At 36.3% G+C, this 17,495-nt stretch carries 17 protein-coding genes; 9 read left to right on the top strand and 8 right to left on the bottom strand.

Features of this window, described 5'->3' with window-relative positions; all coding sequences use genetic code 11:
- Nucleotides 1-53: 53 nt before the first annotated feature.
- Both carA and ACRD62_RS03785 read left to right on the top strand, forming a co-directional pair.
- On the top strand, nucleotides 54-1,133 hold the full coding sequence (carA, locus tag ACRD62_RS03790) for a glutamine-hydrolyzing carbamoyl-phosphate synthase small subunit (RefSeq protein ID WP_430818790.1): 1,080 nt from the start codon (nucleotides 54-56) through the stop codon (nucleotides 1,131-1,133).
- A 114-nt stretch (nucleotides 1,134-1,247) separates the two neighbouring features.
- Nucleotides 1,248-1,487, top strand: a complete 240-nt coding sequence (locus ACRD62_RS03785) for a putative signal transducing protein (RefSeq protein ID WP_321407436.1) — start codon at nucleotides 1,248-1,250, stop codon at nucleotides 1,485-1,487.
- 222 nt (nucleotides 1,488-1,709) lie between these two features.
- Here ACRD62_RS03785 and ACRD62_RS03780 read toward each other — a convergent pair whose 3' ends face one another.
- The gene (locus tag ACRD62_RS03780) at nucleotides 1,710-2,417 is read right to left on the bottom strand and encodes a 2-C-methyl-D-erythritol 4-phosphate cytidylyltransferase (protein ID WP_430818789.1); all 708 of its coding nucleotides are present in this window, start codon (nucleotides 2,415-2,417) and stop codon (nucleotides 1,710-1,712) included.
- A gap of 137 nt (nucleotides 2,418-2,554) precedes the next feature.
- Here ACRD62_RS03780 and ACRD62_RS03775 point away from each other — a divergent pair, with 137 nt between their 5' ends.
- Together ACRD62_RS03775 and larC are read left to right on the top strand one after the other, a co-directional pair.
- The gene (locus tag ACRD62_RS03775) at nucleotides 2,555-3,238 is read left to right on the top strand and encodes a DUF2461 domain-containing protein (protein ID WP_430818788.1); all 684 of its coding nucleotides are present in this window, start codon (nucleotides 2,555-2,557) and stop codon (nucleotides 3,236-3,238) included.
- 18 nt (nucleotides 3,239-3,256) lie between these two features.
- Nucleotides 3,257-4,072 (top strand): nickel insertion protein, encoded by an 816-nt coding sequence (gene larC / locus ACRD62_RS03770; protein ID WP_430818787.1) that lies wholly within the window; start codon nucleotides 3,257-3,259, stop codon nucleotides 4,070-4,072.
- A gap of 53 nt (nucleotides 4,073-4,125) precedes the next feature.
- Here the strand turns inward: larC and ACRD62_RS03765 are convergent, their stop codons facing one another.
- A complete protein-coding gene (locus ACRD62_RS03765) occupies nucleotides 4,126-4,833 on the bottom strand; it encodes a Crp/Fnr family transcriptional regulator (protein ID WP_430818786.1) in 708 nt (235 codons plus the stop codon).
- Between the two features lie 110 nt (nucleotides 4,834-4,943).
- On the opposite strand from ACRD62_RS03765, the gene ACRD62_RS03760 reads away from it, so the two are divergent.
- Nucleotides 4,944-5,360 (top strand): OsmC family protein, encoded by a 417-nt coding sequence (locus tag ACRD62_RS03760; RefSeq protein WP_430818785.1) that lies wholly within the window; start codon nucleotides 4,944-4,946, stop codon nucleotides 5,358-5,360.
- A 91-nt stretch (nucleotides 5,361-5,451) separates the two neighbouring features.
- Here the strand turns inward: ACRD62_RS03760 and pheS are convergent, their stop codons facing one another.
- The 5 genes from pheS to ACRD62_RS03735 all read right to left on the bottom strand — a co-directional run bounded on the left by pheS (nucleotide 5,452) and on the right by ACRD62_RS03735 (nucleotide 9,953).
- A complete protein-coding gene (pheS, locus tag ACRD62_RS03755; RefSeq protein ID WP_321407446.1) occupies nucleotides 5,452-6,474 on the bottom strand; it encodes a phenylalanine--tRNA ligase subunit alpha in 1,023 nt (340 codons plus the stop codon).
- Between the two features lie 92 nt (nucleotides 6,475-6,566).
- Complete coding sequence (locus ACRD62_RS03750) at nucleotides 6,567-7,847, bottom strand: peptidylprolyl isomerase (RefSeq protein ID WP_430818784.1); 1,281 nt, start codon at nucleotides 7,845-7,847, stop codon at nucleotides 6,567-6,569.
- Nucleotides 7,848-7,851: 4 nt separating this feature from the next.
- Nucleotides 7,852-8,673 (bottom strand): peptidylprolyl isomerase, encoded by an 822-nt coding sequence (locus tag ACRD62_RS03745; protein WP_430818783.1) that lies wholly within the window; start codon nucleotides 8,671-8,673, stop codon nucleotides 7,852-7,854.
- A gap of 15 nt (nucleotides 8,674-8,688) precedes the next feature.
- Nucleotides 8,689-9,501 (bottom strand): peptidylprolyl isomerase, encoded by an 813-nt coding sequence (locus tag ACRD62_RS03740; RefSeq protein WP_430818781.1) that lies wholly within the window; start codon nucleotides 9,499-9,501, stop codon nucleotides 8,689-8,691.
- 95 nt (nucleotides 9,502-9,596) lie between these two features.
- Nucleotides 9,597-9,953, bottom strand: coding sequence for a hypothetical protein (locus ACRD62_RS03735; protein WP_430818780.1), 357 nt, complete (start codon nucleotides 9,951-9,953; stop codon nucleotides 9,597-9,599).
- A 209-nt stretch (nucleotides 9,954-10,162) separates the two neighbouring features.
- Here ACRD62_RS03735 and ACRD62_RS03730 point away from each other — a divergent pair, with 209 nt between their 5' ends.
- Nucleotides 10,163-11,650, top strand: a complete 1,488-nt coding sequence (locus ACRD62_RS03730) for a butyryl-CoA:acetate CoA transferase (RefSeq protein ID WP_430818779.1) — start codon at nucleotides 10,163-10,165, stop codon at nucleotides 11,648-11,650.
- A gap of 258 nt (nucleotides 11,651-11,908) precedes the next feature.
- A complete protein-coding gene (locus ACRD62_RS03725) occupies nucleotides 11,909-12,322 on the top strand; it encodes a DUF6146 family protein (protein ID WP_430818778.1) in 414 nt (137 codons plus the stop codon).
- Here the strand turns inward: ACRD62_RS03725 and ACRD62_RS03720 are convergent, their stop codons facing one another.
- Nucleotides 12,323-13,225 carry a DMT family transporter gene (locus tag ACRD62_RS03720; protein WP_430818777.1) on the bottom strand — a complete coding sequence of 301 codons (903 nt, stop codon included), beginning with the start codon at nucleotides 13,223-13,225 and terminating at the stop codon, nucleotides 12,323-12,325. It lies immediately after the preceding gene.
- Between the two features lie 224 nt (nucleotides 13,226-13,449).
- Between ACRD62_RS03720 and ACRD62_RS03715 the strand changes: the two genes are divergently transcribed.
- Together ACRD62_RS03715 and ACRD62_RS03710 are read left to right on the top strand one after the other, a co-directional pair.
- Nucleotides 13,450-14,265 (top strand): hypothetical protein, encoded by an 816-nt coding sequence (locus ACRD62_RS03715; protein ID WP_430818776.1) that lies wholly within the window; start codon nucleotides 13,450-13,452, stop codon nucleotides 14,263-14,265.
- A gap of 105 nt (nucleotides 14,266-14,370) precedes the next feature.
- Nucleotides 14,371-17,490 (top strand): ATP-binding cassette domain-containing protein, encoded by a 3,120-nt coding sequence (locus ACRD62_RS03710; RefSeq protein ID WP_430818775.1) that lies wholly within the window; start codon nucleotides 14,371-14,373, stop codon nucleotides 17,488-17,490.
- The last annotated feature ends 5 nt before the right edge of the window (nucleotides 17,491-17,495 follow it).

Here is a 17,495-nt window from a genome sequence, read left to right as displayed (position 1 = left end):
TAAATGCATTTTTTCTGTATTATTGAAAGCAAACGACTTATTTGTCAATGGGTATGCCAGAATTACAAAAGATTAAATTAGTGTTGGAAGACGGAACAGTCTTCGAGGGAAAATCATTTGGATATCATAAATCGGTTGCCGGTGAGGTGGTATTTAACACCGCAATGACCGGGTATCCTGAAAGTTTAACTGATCCCTCTTATGAAGGGCAAATACTGGTAGCAACCTATCCTTTGATTGGTAACTATGGAGTTCCAAAAGATGAGAAGGAAAATGGTATACCAAAGTTTTATGAGTCGGATCGAATTCATATCTCCGGATTAATTATTTCTGACTACTCTTTTGAATACAGCCACTGGAATGCTGAAAACAGTCTTCGTGAGTGGTTAATTCAGAATGAAGTTCCTGGTATTTTTGATGTTGATACACGCGCACTTACAAAGATTCTTCGCGAAAAGGGTTCAATGTTAGGTAAGATTGAGATTGATGGAGAAAGCATTGATTTCAATGATCCTAATAAAGAGAATCTGGTTGCTAAGGTTAGTGTTAATGAGAAGAAAGTATTTGGTAATGGTAAAAACAAAGTTGTTTTGGTCGATACTGGTGCAAAATATAATATTCTTCGTTGCCTGTTAAAGCGCGATACAACTGTTACAGTAGTGCCTTGGGATTACGACTTTACTCAGGAGGATTATGATGGTGTAATGCTTTCTAATGGCCCCGGAGATCCTCAGATGTGTCCTGATACAGTGAAGCATATTCAAAAAGCCATGGAAATAGGAAAACCTATTTTTGGCATCTGTTTAGGAAATCAGTTGTTGGGTATAGCTTCAGGTGCCAATACTTATAAGTTAAAGTATGGCCATAGAGCACATAACCACCCGGTTATTAAAGTAGGAACCGATACTTGTTATATAACAAGCCAGAACCATGGTTTTGCTATTGATAATGATAGTTTGTCAAGCGATTGGGAACCGTTGTTTGTTAATGTGAATGATAAAACCAATGAGGGAATACGTCATAAAAGCAAACCATTCTTCTCAACTCAGTTCCATCCGGAAGCATCAAGCGGACCAACTGATACTGAGTTTTTATTCGATGATTTTATCGAATTGATAGAAAAAAGTAAGTAAAGTTACAACACAATAAAAAGTAAGAGCTGTTCATTCGAATGGCTCTTTTTTGTATAACTAATTCAGCAATTTAGTTTATCTTTAGTAAACAAGTGCAACTAAAAAAGATACGTTATGAATGATACAAGCGATATGGTTCATGTATTTAGTAATACAGAACTTACTGTAACTCACCTTAAGAATATTCTGGAAGATAATGGTATAACATCATTGATACGAAATGATTATGAATCGGGTAATGCAGCCGGTTTTGTAGGTGGAACATCAACTTCTGTTGATTTATACATTCAAAAAGTTGATGAAGAAAAAGCCTTGCCTATTATTGAAGAGTTTAAGACATCATTGGGTAAATAATTAAACCGAATAGTTACAAAATAAATGGTTCGACCAGGGGAAGTCGAACCATTTCTTGGGAGTTGTAATAAGTAAATAATTGAGACTTGCTTAAAAGCAAAACTTAGAATTACGACTTATTTTATGCAATTTTTATGCCATTGAGATGGGATAAATATAATTCTATAGGATTTTTGTTTTACAACTTTAATCTATCTATTATAAGTACTTATATCATGAGGGTTATTCATTGATATCTTCACTATCATCTGAGTTGTCTTTGAAACCAGCCTTCAGAAAAGCTTCGCCAAGTACCATGTCAGTAGGTGTGGTGATTTTGATGTTTTCACGATTGCCGGCTACAAGGTGAATAGTGTCACCATTTGCTTCAACTACAGAGGCATCATCGGTAAATAAGGGGCTGTATTCCTGATTATAGGCAGCCAATAAAAGATCAGACTTAAATACCTGTGGAGTTTGAACCAATTTAATGGTACTTCTATCCAGAGCCCGGCTTTTTTCTTCATCAACCTGACGAACAGACTCAAATGCATCCAATACCGGAACAGCATTACCCAGTACTTCTGCATGATGATAACAACGCTTTAAGGTGTCGGGAGAAACAAATGGCCGAACGCCATCGTGAATACCTATTAATGACGGAGTGTCAATGATACTAAGCCCTTTCTTTACACTTTCAAAACGTGTCTCTCCTCCTGTCGTAATGTGGTGTTTAATATCGAAACTGTATTTATTACAGAGATCTCTCCAGTAATCGACCTGTGTTGCCGGTAATACTAATACCAGTTTTATTTGAGGATCGAAAAGATTGAAAGTACGCAGTGTATGCATTAAAACAGGAAGTCCTTCAATCTCTAAAAACTGTTTGGGAATATAACTGCCCATTCTTTTTCCACTACCTCCGGCAACAATAATAGCGTATTTAAGCATGCAATATTATTTTAGATTCCATTCCTTAAAGTCAAATGTACACTGCTAAAAAGAATGAAACAAGTGTAAACCACAACAATCTTTGTTTTGTTGATATTTAGGATTTGATTACTTTTCATACGTTTAAAGCCTTTAATATGATTGAACCAATTGTATACGATTTTTTGACACAGCTCAAAAGCAACAATACCAGAGACTGGTTTCAGGAGAATAAGCCATTTTATCAGAAAGCGAAAGCATCATTTGAAAAATCTGTAAGCGAATTGATTGCTTTAATACATTCAATTGATGATAGTATTGGCCCAATTGAGCCAAAAGATTGTGTTTTCAGAATATATCGTGATACCCGATTTTCGAAGAATAAGACTCCGTATAAAACAAATATGGGAGCCTATATCGTTAGAGGTGGACGCAAAAGCCCGAGAGGTGGTTATTATTTTCATGCCGAACCGGGAGAGTCTTTTGTTGCCGGAGGTATCTATTGCCCACCTGCCGAAGAATTAAAAAAGGTTCGTAAAGAAGTTTATAATTTTAATGATGAATTTAAGGATATCATATATTCAAAAGAGTTTAAAGCAATGTATCCAGAGCTGTATCAGGACAAGCTGAAGATGGCTCCCAAGGGGTTTCCAAAGGATTTTGAAGACATTGATCTTTTAAAATACAAATCCTATATCGTGTCTCATTCTTTATCAGATGAAGAGATGACTGGTAAGAATGGCAAAGATATTTTAGCGAAGGCCATAAAGACGGTTAAACCATTAAATGATTTTATCAATCGTGGACTCGACGCAGAAGAGGAAGAAGTAGTAGTTTTATAAATAGTAAAAAAATATTTTATGCAATTAGTAATTGATCCTACTGGTGGTGTTGCTGGAGATATGTTTGCTGCAGCTTTGATTTCGGCAGGAGCAGACGAGAAATTAATGATTGACGCAATGCTCTTGGCAGCTCATAAGATTGGAGATGCCACCATTGAAGTGAATACAACAGACGATGGAGCAAAACGTTTGACGATGCAGGTGGAACACCATCATGGTCATTTATCAGGACATAAGGCGTATCATTTGCTTGAGCATATATTCGAAGATTTGAAAATTGAGGGTCTTTATCGTGATTTTGGTTTTAAGGCATTGGACATTTTGGTGAAAGCTGAAATCAAGGCACATAAAGAAAATACTTTCCTGACAGATCATATTCATTCTCATACTCACCATCATCATGAACATGATCATCATCACAGTCATTCACATCATCACGATCACGATCATCCTCATGAAGATGCTTATTTGCATGAAGCTCAGGATATTTTAATTGATATTACAGGTGCTGCCTATGGTTTGCAGCTGTTGAACTCTCCAACCGAAGCTGTGTTAACAAATGCTGTAAGCTGGGGGGGTGGACACATAACCTTTTCGCATGGACATATGCCAGTGCCGGCTCCTGCAACAAAGATCATTTTTGACACTAATGAACTTCCTGGAGTAATGGGGCCAATTGATGTTGAATTGTGTACTCCTACTGGTTCATCCATCTTAGCTGCTCTGAAAGCAAAAACTGATTCAGATATAAAAGGTGAGATATTAAAAACTGGAATTTCTAGAGGAGGAAAGGACTTACCTATTCCACCATTGAAAATTGAGATCTGGAAATAAAATAAAAAAATGCTGACCCATTGGATCAGCATTTTTTTTATCGTAAACAATTTTTAAATGTATACATTACCAATCTTAATCAACTTAGGAATATTCAAAAGCTTGATTTTACGTCCGTTTAGTTCAATTAATTTATCGGTTTTAAACTCCGAAAGTAAACGAATGACAGATTCGGTAGCTGTACCAACCATATTAGCCAATTCTTCACGAGTCAATGAGATTTGAAGGGTATGGTCTTCATCCAGATCAAAAGTATCCATCAAAAGCAATAATACTTCGGCCAATCGTTCTCTTACTGTTTTCTGAGCAATATCAGTAAGGAATTTATTGGATTCTCCCAACTCGCGGCATGTCAGTTTCATTAACGACATTGCAAATTCAGAATTAACCTTAATTAAATTGGTTAGTAATTCTCCCGGCAGGTAACATAAAAGAGCTTCATTTACCACTTTGGCAGTTGTACAAGCCAACTCATCACTGATGATTGAGCGAAATCCTATTAAATCACCGTTTTTTGCAAAACGAATAATTTGCTCTTTCCCATCAAAACCGGTTTTATAAATCTTCAATATTCCCTTAATCACAATGTAAGTACCATTGATCCGGCTTCCTTCGTGATAAAGAATATTACCGCGTTTATGGTGAGAGCAACTCATTGATTGAGATAACATCTCAAGCTCTTCTTCATTCAATCCGTGAAAGATATCATATGAAAGAAGGTCAATATCTTCGTTAAAAGGCACATTTTGTATGCTTTTCATAACAAGAACAACTTAAAGATTATAAAAAGTGATAAATGTCATAAAACTGCACAAAGATATAAAAAGAGATTATATTTGTAATACATGGAAATATCTAAAAGCATTGATATATGAAAAGTACGGTAAATTTAAAATGGACAGGTAACATGTCCTGGGAAACAGAATTGTTTGGTCATAAATTGGTTTTGGATGCCGCTCCTGAAAATGGAGGTGAAGATAAGGGGCCACGACCAAAGCCTCTTATGTTAACTGCTTTGGCTGGTTGCACTGGTATGGATGTGGTTAGTATTTTAAAGAAGATGCGTGTGGAATTTGAAGATCTACAAGTGATTGTAGAAGGAGATATGACTGAAGAACATCCAAAATACTACGAGAAAATGCATGTGATTTATCAGTTTAAGGGTAAAGATTTACCATTAGATAAATTACAAAAGGCAGTTGGATTGTCGGAAGAAAAATATTGTGGAGTATCTGCTTTATACAAAAAAGCCATTCCGCTTACAACCGAAATACGGATTGTGGAATAAGCAAAATATGTTTTTAAACATCTGTAAGATGATAAATGTCATAAAAAAATCCCGCTCAATAGCGGGATTTTTTGTGTTGGTTATTTCTTTTTTATATCTGAGCAGATTTGAACTGATCAAGAAATCTTTTATCATTCTCAAAAAACAGTCTGATATCCTTGATCTGGTATTTTAGCATTGTAATACGCTCGATTCCCATGCCAAAAGCAAATCCGGTATATTTCTTACTGTCGATGTTACTTGCTTCCAATACCTCAGGATCAACCATTCCACAACCCAGAATTTCAACCCATCCGGTATATTTACAAACGTTACATCCTTTGCCACCACATAACGAACATGAGATGTCCATCTCAGCTGAAGGTTCAGTAAAAGGGAAATACGACGGACGAAGTCTGATCTTTGTTTCAGGTCCGAACATTTCTTTGGCAAAATACAATAAGGTTTGCTTCAAATCGGCAAACGAAACGTTTTCGTCAATATATAAACCTTCTACCTGGTGGAAGATACAGTGTGCACGAGCCGAAATGGCTTCGTTACGAAATACTCTACCAGGGAAAATAGCTCGAATTGGAGGCTGTGTTTTTTCCATTACACGTACCTGAACCGATGAGGTATGTGTACGAAGTAAGACATCAGGATTGGTTGCAATGAAAAAAGTATCCTGCATATCCCTTGCCGGATGTTCTGGTGGGAAATTAAGTGCAGTAAACACATGGTAATCATCTTCTATTTCCGGACCTTCAGCAACATTGAATCCCAATCTTGCGAAAATCTCAACAATCTCGTTTTTCACAATTGAAAGTGGATGACGACTACCTAGTTCAGCTGATGTGCCAGGTAGCGTTAAATCTACACCAACTGAACTATTGGTTGATGCGGCAAATGAATCTTTCAATTCGTTGATTTTGTCGAGAGTCTGTGTTTTTAAGATGTTAAGCACCTTACCTACTTCACGTTTCTGATCGTTGGGTATAGTTTTAAACTCATCAAATAATTGGGAAACCAAACCTTTCTTACTCAAATACTTTATCCTCAGTTTTTCAGCCTCTTCTGCAGAACTGGCAGCCAGACTTTTAATTTCCTCAACTAATTGATTGATCCTATCTAACATTGTTTCTTTATTTACTTTATTATAGCGACTTGCAAAATTAATAAAAGCATTGGTTTAGGGCAGTCTTTGCTACTATTTTTATACCGTTAAACTTATTTTTTCAATATTTCAATGGTCTGGATTCTTATTTCGTCAACAGGCCTGTCGATGGCATACGTTTTTGACGCAGCTAATTTGTCAACTACATCCATACCTTTGGTTACCCATCCGAAAACGGTATATTCACCATCCAAATAAGGCGCACCGCCAATAGTTGTATACACCTGTCGTTGTTCGGCAGTGTATTTAATATTTTTTTCTTTTTCCAGATCGTCCAGCTCCTGGTTGGTGAAAATGCGACCGGCAACAATGTAAAATTGCGACCCATCACTTCTATTGTGTTTATTTCGGTCAGCCGGTAGTTTGGATGCTGCAATCATACCTCTTTTATGAAATAATCCGGGTACCACATTCATCGGAAGCGTGTAACCGGGTCCTTTCCACCCAACTACATCATCTTTCTTTGCGTATTTGGTATCAGATGCCCCTGTCTGTATTAAAAAGTCTTTGATAACACGATGTACCAGTAAGCTATCGTAAAAGTGATCGCTGACAAGCTTGATGAAATTATCACGGTACTTAGGTGTTTGATCTGATAAGGCAATTTCGATATTTCCTTTGTTGGTGATGATTCTGAACCCTTTAACTTTGGTGTGCGAAATATAGACCTTGTTGGTTTTATCTCTTAAGTTATAGATCGATTGAGCTGTTTTACTATGATCTTTCAATAGTTTTTCGATCCATTTGGAAAATAGTATCTGTGTATTTTCATCTATCGATTGTACAATGCCAACAGGCCGGTGATTATCAGCAAATACAGGCTCTCCAATGCGGGCATTGATATCAGATAGTCCGAATGAAATGGTGTCACTTACTTCTTTACTGAGTATTGTACCATTGTTTGCATAAAGTTTACTGTTTTTACGGAACAAACTGTAGATTGAATCAGGACTTTGTTCTGACTCCTTGATTTTGATGTAATTAAGGTTGCGACGGGTTGCCTTTAATAACACAAGGTCAAGATTCAGATCATATGCAAGATACCCCTGCACCGATGAAAAGTCTTCCAGATCGAGTGGTGAACTTTGCACTTTGTATGCACCTTTTAACCAACTAAGGTTTGTTACAACGAGGTTAGGACCAACATAAAATCCATATCCATCATCAAGCCGGCGGGTGTAATGGTCAAAAGTACGTAGGCTGACAATTCCCTGGGCATTATCGGTAAATGACCCTTTAAACGGGGCTTTCTGGTCTTTCTTTGATTTATCGGAACCTGATTGACAACCGATAAATATCATTGAAAGTATCGTAATCAGCAGGATACGGATCATAGTATTAAAGTTTATCTACAGTTACTTTAATTTTAACGTCAGTATAAGGACGATTGGCTTTGTCAACTTCCATTGCTGCAATTTTATTGAGTACATCCAAACCTTCTACAATCTCACCAAAAACAGTATAGTCGCCATCCAACTCAGGAGTTCCTCCTATGCTGGTATAAGCTCTACGTTGTTCCTCAGTAAATTCTTTTTTATCAGAGATGCCGTAATGAAAGGCAATCTTATCTTTAATATCGCGTAATAATCGATTAAATTCTTTCGGATTTTCTTCTTTTAAACGAGCCAGTTCTTCTTTATGAGGAAGATAAAATTGTGTTTTGAGTTCTTTCTTAATCGGATTATTGGTCGCTTTTTCAATTAAATCTAATTCTTCACTGGTGTATTTTCGGCCCTGAACAATGTAAAACTGAGAAATGTCTGACATCTTAAAATGATTCACATCTTCGGGCTGGCGAGGAGCGCAGATGGCTCCTTTCTTATGAAAGCACTCATGGTTAAATTCCGAGTCGATATTAATTGCTTTTCCATAACCAATAGCTCGCCCCGGAGCTGCATTTCTGGAGTCGGAAGAACCACCTTGAATAACAAACCCTTTAACAACCCGATAAAACAAAGTGCCATCGAAATGTTGTTCACCGGCAAGCTTTAAAAAGTTATCGCGGTGATTTGGTGTTTCGTTGTAGAGCTTTATTTTCATATTACCCATATTGGTGGATATCGTTACATAGAATACTGGCTCTTGTGCCATCGAACTAAAACTACCAATTAGGTATACTAATAATAATGCAAGGTATTTTCTTCCAACTGAGATATTCATTTTTTTTATTGTTTTTTATTTCCCGGTGAATACTTTTTCAATAACAACATCCTCAATTGGACGATCATTATTATCGCATTCAACGGCAGCAATGGAATCAACAATATCCAAACCTTCAATTACTTCACCAAAAACAGTGTAGTTTCCATCTAAATGAGGTACACCACCAATAGTTCGGTAAACCTCTTTAATGTTTTCCGGGATTGTAACATCAGGAGCAGCTGCCACTTTTTCTTCTACCAGTTCATTAATTTTCATTTGCATATCCATAACGGCTTGCTGATCGCCTGCCTGACGCAAACTCATAAGAGTATCCTTATATCCTTCTAATGTCTGATAGAATATTCCCTGACGCTGCATTGATTTCAAGCGGTTTTCAACCTTTACAAATTCTTCATCAGTAAATGTTTTACCTTGTACAATATAAAATTGCGAACCTGAAGATTTCTTCTCTGGATTGACGTTATCACCCATACGAGCTGCGGCCAATGCTCCTTTTTTATGAAATAATTTCGGAAAATCGATCTCCGCATCAATAGTATAACCCGGACCACCGTTCCCCAACTGCTTTCCGGCTTCAGCACCTTTGGATTCAGGATCTCCTCCCTGTATCATAAATTCCTTAATGACACGATGAAATAATAACTGATCATAGAATCCTTCGCTTGCAAGCTTTTTAAAATTATCCCGATGTTTAGGTGTTTCATCATATAATTCAATTAAAATATCGCCTTTGTTGGTTTTAAACAGAACCTGGTTAGGCTTTAATCGGGGAGAGCATGAAGCAAAAAGCAATGCAACAGCTAGTAAGGCTACTACTTTATTCATATGTCAATTATTTTTGTCTGATTAAACAATTAAATTCAATTGAAACTTTGTTATTAATTGATAAGAATCAAAAGAATTGATTGTATATATAACTCTTAATTATTGAATTCTACGTTTTTAAAATATTCAATGATTCCTTTCTTAATCAGTTGGTTCTGATAGGATGGCATCATTGATTTTAGTTTTGGGTCAGCATTAAAAATAGGCCATCCGTCGGGGTCGAGACCTGTTTCTTTAATGTAACCCTGACGAGCCAGTATGCGACATCGGGCCACATTAATCAAATCCATCTTTTCGGTTTTACTAAACTCTTTAAAACCAATACCCATTTCCTGAATACCCATCATAAAAAGAATAAACTCGTACTCGGCAGTTACTTTAAAGTGCTTGCTTAGCCGCAATATCAGTTTATCCCATTCCATCTCAAACTCTTCGCCTGTCATATTATTCATAGTTTTCAAAAATACCAATTCGTAATTGAAGCCCCAAATCGGAACTTAACATTAAAGGTATTTGCGAAAGTAATGTTTAGTATTTTGCTAAAACTTTAAACAGACTGCCACAAATTTACCTGCTATACAACACTTTTACCCATAAAGTATCCATTTTAATATGGAATGTTTCAGGCATCAGTTATATTTGCGAAAATTTTTTAAAAAATATGTCATTTAGAATATTAACTCCAGAAGAAGCTGCATCATATATCCATCATGATGCAAATGTGGCCTTCAGCGGTTTTACTCCGGCAGGGTCTCCTAAGGTTGTACCTAAAGCAATTGCAGCAAAAGCAGAAGCTGAACATGCTGCAGGTAGGGAATTTAAAATTGGTGTCATCTCGGGTGCATCAACAGGCGACTCGCTTGACGGTTCATTAGCTCGTGCTAACGCGGTAAAATTCCGTACTCCGTATCAGTCGAATAAAGACCTTCGAAACTCTATTAATAGTGGTGGTGTAGAGTACTTTGATATGCACTTATCGGCTTTAGCTCAGGAGATGCGTTACGGCTTTTTTGGTGATATTGATGTGGCTGTTATTGAAGCTGCTGATGTTTCTCCAAATGGTGAGGTGGTACTAACTTCGGGTGTTGGTATTTCTCCCACTGCTGTTCGTTTGGCTAAGAGAGTTATTATTGAATTAAATAAAAAGCACCCTGCAAAGATTAAGGGGCTTCATGATATTTATGAACCGTTAGATCCTCCTTACAGAAAGTCGATTCCGGTTCACACACCTGAAATGCGCATTGGTGATCCAGTACTTAGAATTGCACCTGCCAAAATTATGGGTATTGTTGAAACCGATGCACCTGATGAAACAGGCGGTTTTTCTCCTGTTGACGAGGTAACTCAAAAGATTGGTGATAATGTTGCTGCTTTCTTAGCCGGACAAATCGGAAAAGGCATTATACCAAAAGAGTTTTTACCAATTCAATCGGGTGTTGGAAACATTGCAAATGCAGTATTAGGTTCGTTGGGTTCTAACCCTGAAATTCCTCCGTTTAAAATGTATACTGAGGTTATTCAGGAGTCAGTAATTGAATTAATGCGTAAGGGTCAAATCACATTTGCTTCGGGTTGTTCGTTAACTGTTTCGCCTCCGGTACTAGAAGGTATTTATGAAGATTATGATTTCTTTAAAGATAAATTGGTTCTTCGTCCGCAAGAAATTTCTAATAATCCTGAGTTAGTTCGTCAGTTAGGTTTGATTACCATTAACACGGCTATTGAGGCTGACATTTTTGGTAACATTAACTCTACTCACATATTAGGAACAAAAATGATGAATGGTATTGGTGGTTCGGGTGACTTTACGCGTAACTCGTTCCTGTCAATTTTTACTTGTCCTTCTGTTGCTAAAGGTGGAGCTATTTCGGCTATTGTTCCTATGGTATCGCACCAGGATCACTCAGAGCACTCTGTTAAAGTTATAATTACAGAACAAGGGGTTGCCGATTTAAGGGGCAAGTCTCCACGTCAGCGTGCTGAGGCAATTATTGAAAATTGTGTTCACCCTGATTATAAAGATATTTTAAGAGGATACCTGAAATTAACCGAAGGTGCTCCGCAAACTCCAACTGCATTAAACGCAGCATTTAAAATGCACATCGAACTTTTAACTTCGGGTGACATGAAAAATACTAAATGGGAGTAGTTTAATTCTTGAATTAGCTATTTAATAAATAATAAATAAAGGCCGTTTCGTTTTGAAATGGCCTTTTGTTTTGTGTTCAGGTCATAATTCTATTGTCTTTTAAGTTTGAATAGTACTTTCCCATCAATTTTGAAATTTAAAAGACTAAGAGTGATATTTGGTCAATAGTAATTAAATTGGTAGAGTGATTTATGTAGTAGTAAATAATTGATTGGAATGTTTTTTGTTGTAAATTGCTTGTAACCAAACAAAAATGTCATGAAAAAGTATTTCTTTATTATTCTTGTCATTGGCGTAATTGTGGCCTGTTCAACTACCAAAGACATTCAGAACCAATCAAAGGCTGAAATTGAATTAGCTGCCGACAGTACCGAATACGAATTAATTGTTCTTGATCCCCGATTCGAAAGCTACCTGATATCACAGCCTTATTCCAAAGAGTTTTATTCAAATGAATATTACAAACAATGGAATCTTCAGTATTGTACCGAATGGAATATCAGGCACGCGAATCCATTCAGGTATGGAGATTTTTATGAAACTAACATTCCATACGAAAGCAATACTGACTATGGCATCGATTTTAATTTTCGACTTTACCATTATTTCCAGTTCATCGAAAAGGAATATGGAATTGTTTTGATTGCAAGAAGAGGGCAGGCTGTCAGATAATTATCGTCTTTTAATTCCAACAGCGAGTATGGCACCAAGTAAAACAAGGGCGGCTCCTGCAAATGCCATGGTTGGAACAGGTTTTATTTCGAACCATTGTACATTCATAGTCATCATTATCTCCAAAAAGATAAATGTGATAATCGGATTGAGAGTAATAACAATGCTGATACGGTTCGCTTCGGCATATTTGAATGAAGCAGCAAGCGTGCCATAAGCTACAACAGTATTAATGCCTAAAGCAATCATTAAAAGCCATATCCACCATTCGTGATTAGAAGTCAAAGCCGAGAAATCAGCCATTGGAAGAAATAATATTACCGGCAAGGCAAAAACGATTAGATTAACTTGTTGTGGATGCCATTGTGTCACCAGTTTTTTGTTGGTAACGGCATAGCTTACCCATGATAAGGCTCCAAATAGAATCCATGCCACTCCTTTGGTGAATTCTGTCTTTTCGGTTCCAAATTCACTAATTTGGTAAAAATAAAAAACACTGAATCCAAGAGCGGCAATTAAAAAACCTATTCCCCGTATCAGATTTATTTTCTCTTTAAAGATGATAAAGCCTACCAAACCTAAAACAATCGGACCGGTTTGAATAATAATTTGGGTAGCAGCAGGACCAGCCAGCTTAATTCCCTGCATGTAACCAATGTAGTTAAATCCTAAAAATAAACCAGCCAGTAACATCAGCCTTGGAGGTTTCTTCAATACATTAAGGAATGAAGGTTTTTTAATTGAGAAAATGGAGATCAAACTAACAGTGGCTATAAAAAATCGAAACCAAACAACTGTATAAGAGTCAAAATAATTAAGTGAAACTTTTAAACCGATGGCCAGCATACCCCAAAGCAATGCTGTTGTTGCAGCCAGTAAAACACCTTTTGTTTGATTATTCATTGAAATAACAATAATATACAACAGATAAATTATGGTAATTTAATGTTTATGGAAAGACATTTAAATTGAATGACTTCCGGATAGTAACAAATCAACCCTGAAATGGATGAGTGGATTTTTAATTTAATCATGCTTTATTGATAATTGTCACAAAAATAAGAGACATCAAAACAAATTATTTTTAATTTCGATTATATTTGTGGAAATTATAAAGACCTAAAATAATGAAAAGCATTTTTCCGGTAGTATCATTGATTATTGCAACTGTAATATTTGCTTCATGCAACATGGGAAGTAAGTCGTCTACAACAAGTAGTGCTCCTGAAATTAAAAAAGAAAATGTTGAAAAAGAGGTTAGGGAATTTGTGTATCCGTTACCAACATCTTTTGAGGTGACAGAAATGCTTAACCGTATTGAAGCAGCCTATATTCTTTCATTAAGTAACCCTGTTTCTAACGTAGAAAAGTATCTGACAGAAAAAAGTCAGGCATTGAACCTGGGTATCTACAGTGCTGATCTAAGTTATGCCAGTACTTATAACCAAAAGCAGGAAACAGTTGATTTTATGAGTGCATCTAAAAGTCTGATTGAAGAATTGGATATTGCAGCTGCTTTGGATAATGATCTTTTACAAAAAATTGAAAGCAATCTTGATAATAAAGAGGCTTTGGTTGACTTAATCACTGATTCATTTTACGATACTTACGAGTATTTAAATAAGAGTGAAAGAGAGTCTGTTTCTTTGTTAGTAGTTAGTGGAAGCTGGGTGGAAGCACTTTATATTTCTACTCATATTTCGGAAGATACATTTAACAACAAAGAGATGGTTTCTATCATTATGAATCAAAAAGAACCATTAAATAAGTTGATGACTCTTCTAAATCAAAAAGAAGATAATACTGATATTATGGAGACCATTGAAGATTTGAAGATTCTTCATGAGATTTATAATAGTATTGATGCAGGTAGTATTACAGAGGATCAATTAACTGCTATTGTTGAAAACGTTGCAGTGGTTCGTGAAAAGTTTGTTTCGTAACTGTTAAGGCAAAGTTATATATAGGGAAGCCTGTGGGTTTCCCTTTTTTTGTGCCTCGATAAAGCAAAAATTATTAACTTCAAATCCAACTCAAAATCCTGATAAATGAGTGAATTATTGCTTGAAGCACTAATGCAGATTTTTGCACTGTTAACTGACCAGAAAGAAGAGCAGGAAACAGGTAATGGTGTGGTCGCAGTTAAAAATTTCTTGTCGCGAAACCTAAACAGCGATTATGTAGAAATGGCGCTTGATCGCTACAATTTCTATATCAAAAAATATCATGCCAATTCATATAGCCATGATCAGGAAGCACGTGATAAGCAGGCTTCCTATAATATGGACAAGCTTAAGGCCATTTGTGAAGAGCTTAATCAGGAACTTGAGTTATCCACTAAGTTTTTGCTGGTAAGTAATATGCTCAATTTCATTATGCGTGATGAAATTGTATCGGAGGTTGAAAGCCTGTTTACAGATCGATTGGCAGAATATCTAATGCTTGATACAGATGATTATCTCAATCTGCGACAATTTGTAGTGGATCATCCTCTAGGGGTCAATCATAAAGAAAATGTACTGCTTATCAGTGGGCAGCATGAAAAGCCAGATGAACGAATAAAGCATTTATATAATCCCAAGCAACAGGTGTTTGTTTGGGTTTTACATATCAGAGCTACCAATCAATTTATTTTCCGTTATTCCGGTAACCGAAATTTATATTTGAATGGACATAAGGTTGAGCAGAACAGAGCTACTGTCATATCACCCGGATCAGTTATTAAAACTTCCAGGATAGCGCCTGTTTATTATGGCACCATTGCCGAAAAGTTTATTGCAAGAGCCGATCGTGGCAGAATCGTATATCGGGCTCTGGATATTTCTTATAAATTCAATAATAATCATGTTGGTATTCATCCCTTTAGTTTTACAGGTCGATCTGGTCAGCTGGTAGGCGTTATGGGAGGAAGTGGCACAGGAAAATCTACCCTTCTTAATGTGTTGAATGGTAAACATCAATTGGCTACCGGAAAGATTACGATCAATGGTTATGATCTGCACAACGAACCTGAAGAACTTGCGGGGGTAATTGGATATGTTCCACAGGATGATTTATTAAAAGAGGAATTGACAGTATTTGAAAACCTCTTTTATAATGCAAGGTTATGTTTTAGCCATTTTACCGAAGATGAAATAATTGAAGTGGTTGAAAGAGCTTTGCACGATTTTGATTTAGTAGAGGCTCGTGATCTGGTGGTGGGATCGCCTTTAAATAAAATTCTCAGTGGTGGTCAGCGTAAACGTCTGAACATAGCCCTGGAGTTAATTCGTGAACCGTCTATTTTATTTGTTGATGAACCAACATCCGGTTTGTCTTCGATGGATTCGGAGAAAGTAATGGTGCTCTTAAAGCGTCAAACTTTAAAGGGTAGATTGGTTATCATTAATATTCATCAGCCAAGCAGTGATTTATATAAATTACTTGATAAGCTTTTAATTATCGATAAGGGTGGTCGTATCATTTACAATGGTAATCCAACCAATGCCATCACTTATTTCAAACAGATGGCTCACTATGTGAACCCTGAGGAAAGTGAATGTTATGCCTGTGGAAATATTCATACTGAGCAGCCATTAAGAATTATTGAGGCTCGTATGGTTAATCCGAATGGTAAATTAATTCGTAGAAGAAAAGTCTCGCCTGAAGAATGGTATAATCATTATCTGGAGAAATTCGAAAGTAAATTCGAGTGGAAAATAAAACCCGTTGCTGATAAAAAAGAAAAATTACCCCCTAACTTATATAATATTCCAGGCCGTTTTGAACAGTTTAAAATCTATTTTAAACGCGATGTTTTATCGAAGATTAAGAATAGGCAATATATTTTTATTAATCTGCTCGAAGCGCCTATATTAGCTTTGATTCTTGGGTTTTTTACCAAATATATCAGTGGTGAAGATGGAAACCTGAATGTCTACCTCTTCAGTAAAAATGTGAATTTACCGGCTTATCTGTTTATGTCGGTTGTAGTATCACTTTTTCTGGGTTTGACGGTTAGTGCAGAGGAGATATTTAAGGATAAAAGGCTGCTTCAGCGTGAGGCATTTTTGAATTTGAGCAGATCCAGTTTCTTAAACGCCAAGGTGGTTATCATGTTTATAATTTCTGCCATTCAATCGTTGACTTTTGTTTTGATTGGGAATAATATACTTGAAATAGAAGGGCTTACTTTAAGCTATTGGTTTATTCTGTTTAGCACATCATGTTTTGCCAATATGCTTGGATTAAATATAAGTAGTGGATTAAATTCAGTAGTTACCATATACATTCTCATACCATTAATTTTGGTTCCCCAGTTATTGTTTAGTGGTGTAATTGTAGGATTTGATAAGTTGCACCGGACAATAGCCTCTGAAGAATATGTTCCACGAATTGGTGATATGATGACTTCCAGATGGGCCTATGAGGCCTTGGCTGTGAATCAGTACATGAATAACGATTACGAAAAACTATTTTTTAATATCGAAAAGGAAGTAAGTAATTTATCTTTTAAAGGAAGTGTTCTTATACCCGAATTGAAGGATATTAATACTCAATGTAAACAGTTTCTTGATGCACAAAATACAGAAGCTCTCGAAGGTAAATCTCAGCTTCTGATTTCGGAGATAATAAAACTGTCAGAAAGTCCTGTTTCACATTTTCCATCTTTATCTTTTTTCATAAGTGGTAAAGTAAAATATTCAGAGGAAGTGCACGATCAGATAAACGACTATCTGGAGCAGGAAAAGAAAATTTACAATAGCCAGTATAAGGAAGCTAAGAAGAAAAAAGACCGGGAATATGAAGAGCAGATCGCTAAATATGGATCAAAAGAAAAGTTTCTTGATTTTAAAAAGAAGTACCAAAACGAAGCTTTAGAGGAATTGGTTTTAAATAAGCGTGAACTGCAGCAAATTGAGATAACTGATCGGTTAATTATCAGAAAACGACATCCAATTTTTAAGGAACCAGTTTCAAATTGGGGAAGGGCGCATTTTTATTCGGCCAGTAAACGTGTGATGGGGATTAGCATTACGACTCCATTTTTTAATACGCTTGTGATTTGGCTAGGGATTATAATTTTTTATTTCACACTGTACTTTGATGTATTAAGAGGTATAATACAATACTTCGAAACTTTCAAATTACGAAGACTCAACAAGCGTTTACAGAACATCAGACCATAAAATTA

The organism is Carboxylicivirga caseinilyticus (assembly GCF_050589785.1).
Lineage (GTDB): Bacteria > Bacteroidota > Bacteroidia > Bacteroidales > Marinilabiliaceae > Carboxylicivirga > Carboxylicivirga caseinilyticus.
This window is presented reverse-complemented; position numbering and strand designations above follow the sequence as displayed.